This is a genomic window from Streptomyces sp. NPDC006551 (assembly GCF_040611675.1).
In the GTDB taxonomy this organism is placed as follows: Bacteria; Actinomycetota; Actinomycetes; order Streptomycetales; family Streptomycetaceae; genus Streptomyces.
On sequence record NZ_JBEXOT010000099.1, the window covers coordinates 1 to 1,927 of the forward strand.

Consider the following 1,927-nt stretch of genomic DNA (forward strand, 5'->3'; position numbering starts at 1 on the left):
GATGCCGAGGATGAAGCCGTTCGCGCTGTACGTGTCGCCCTGCATGACGCTGTCGAGGGCTTCCAGCTCCAGGCGGTTGGGGAGCGGCTGGTGGGCGTCGGCAAGGGCACGGATCCAGGCCACCCACGAGTCGGGGTCATCCAGGTCCTCTTCCGCGGCGAAGAGATGGCCGTCGGTGGTGATGATGCGGATCGCGGTGACGGCGCCTTCCTTGTAGGTGAAGCGGATACCGGTGACGTCTACCTGCTGCCCGTCGCGTTCGACGGTGAGGGGCGTTCCGTTGCTGGTGACGGAGAGCTGGATGTGGCGGGTGTCGTTGACGATCGCGGCGGTGATCATGCGGCCTCCAGGGCGGTCGGCTGGTGGGTGCGGCGGTAGCGGGGGAAGTCGTCGCGGCCGAGCTCGTGGGCGATGAGCTGAGCGCTGGAGCGGAAGGGGATGACGTGCCCGGCGACGGTGACGGGCTCGTCGCGCTCCATGACGAACGCGATGCGGTGAGGGGTGTACGAGACGATCCGGTCCAGGAAGAACTTGCGGGCCTCGCCGCGCAGGCGGCACATGGCGTGGACCTCGATCCGACCGTTCTTCGTGGTCCGGATGTCGAAGACCTCGATGGTGCGCACGGTGGGCTCGGTGTCGCCGGGCTTGAGGTAGGTGATGGTGACGGCGTGCTTGCGGTCGAGGGCGCGGTAGAGGTCGGCGAGGGTGCGGGTGTTGGTCTGGCGGTTGGTGTTCCTCATGGTGTCCCCCGGTTGTTCGTGGTGTGGCTTCACCCTACCCCCAACATCTTGCACATGCAATATGTTGGGGGTAGGGTGTGAGCACCGGGAACGCCCCGGGTTCCGCACCCGGTCACCCTGTACATAGGGCGACTGCACTACATTGAGGAGGACACTGGCGTGGTCAACGCCCCCACACGCCTACCGGCCCGCCCCCGGGCCACCAGGCGACCGCCGAAGGGACCTTCCACCGTGCCCCGCAACACGCACCCGGACACGAACATCCGACAGGACCTCACCAACGCCTCAGCCAAGCTGAAGGAGATCGGCGAGCCGCACCTGGCCGCCGCCGTCGACAAGGTCCTCGGCCCGAACGGATGGCGCCTGGTCCGCGGCCCCGAAGAAGTCGGCGCCGGAAGCAAGCTGCCCGTCCGCATGCCCGAGACCGACCGCGACGCCATCAAGAAGGCCGCCGAGGAGGCCGGCGACAACCTCACCGGCATCGTCGAGGAAGGCCTCCAGGCGTTCCTCGACGGCAACTTCCCCCAGCGCCGGCAGCGAGCTGCTGTCGGCACCGTCGCCCATGTCCGCATGGTCAACCTGAACGTCCGGCCCAACGCCAAGCTCCTCGCCAGGGCCCAGGAACGGTGCGACGCCCTGTACGAGGAGGGCACCCGGCCGAAGGTCACCGTCTCGTGGATCGCGAGCGTCGCCCTGCAGCAGCGCTACGGCGTCGGCGAGTACGGAACGGCTGACGACCAAGCCCAGTAACCGGGCCGCGCGGTAGCGGGTCTGGACGCCGACAACCGGACCCCTTCCGCCCCACAGCAACAACCGCATAGGAGACCTCATGGCCCCGGCCACACAGGCCGCCGCATCCGCGAGCGGTCCGACCTCGCACACCCAAAACCTGGTCGATGGACTCGACTTCGAGGACGCCGTACGCGCTGCCGAGAAGGCTCGCCTCGCCCTGACCGGGCCGTCCGGATCCGGCAAGACCTACACCGCCCTGAGCATCGGGACCGGCCTGCTGCCCGAAGGCGGCACGCTCGGCGTCATCGACACGGAACGTGGCTCCGCGTCCAAGTACGCCGGTCTGTTCACCTTCAAGACGATGAAGCTGCTCAGCTTCGAGCCGCAGGCCCTCATCCGGGCCCTGGCCGTGGCCGCCGCCCGGGGGATCGACGTCGTCATCATTGACTCCCTGA

The 1,927-nt window shown here is 68.2% G+C and carries 4 protein-coding genes; 2 read left to right on the forward strand and 2 right to left on the reverse strand.

Features of this window, described 5'->3' with window-relative positions:
• On the reverse strand, positions 1-339 hold a 339-nt coding region (locus tag ABZY12_RS34320), incomplete at its 3' end, for a hypothetical protein (RefSeq protein ID WP_356897377.1).
• Positions 336-740, reverse strand: a complete 405-nt coding sequence (locus ABZY12_RS34325; protein ID WP_356897379.1) for a WYL domain-containing protein — start codon at positions 738-740, stop codon at positions 336-338. The genes ABZY12_RS34320 and ABZY12_RS34325, both read right to left, overlap by 4 nt.
• 231 nt (positions 741-971) lie before the next feature.
• On the opposite strand from ABZY12_RS34325, the gene ABZY12_RS34330 reads away from it, so the two are divergent.
• Positions 972-1,490, forward strand: a complete 519-nt coding sequence (locus ABZY12_RS34330) for a hypothetical protein (RefSeq protein WP_356897381.1) — start codon at positions 972-974, stop codon at positions 1,488-1,490.
• A 79-nt stretch (positions 1,491-1,569) separates the two neighbouring features.
• Positions 1,570-1,927: AAA family ATPase (locus ABZY12_RS34335; protein WP_356897383.1), on the forward strand; the 358-nt coding region annotated here is incomplete at its 3' end.

Coding starts and splice junctions, on each gene's coding strand:
- ABZY12_RS34325 (WP_356897379.1), bottom strand. CDS start 740: ATGAGGAACACCAACCGCCAGACCAACACCCGCACCCTCGCCGACCTC.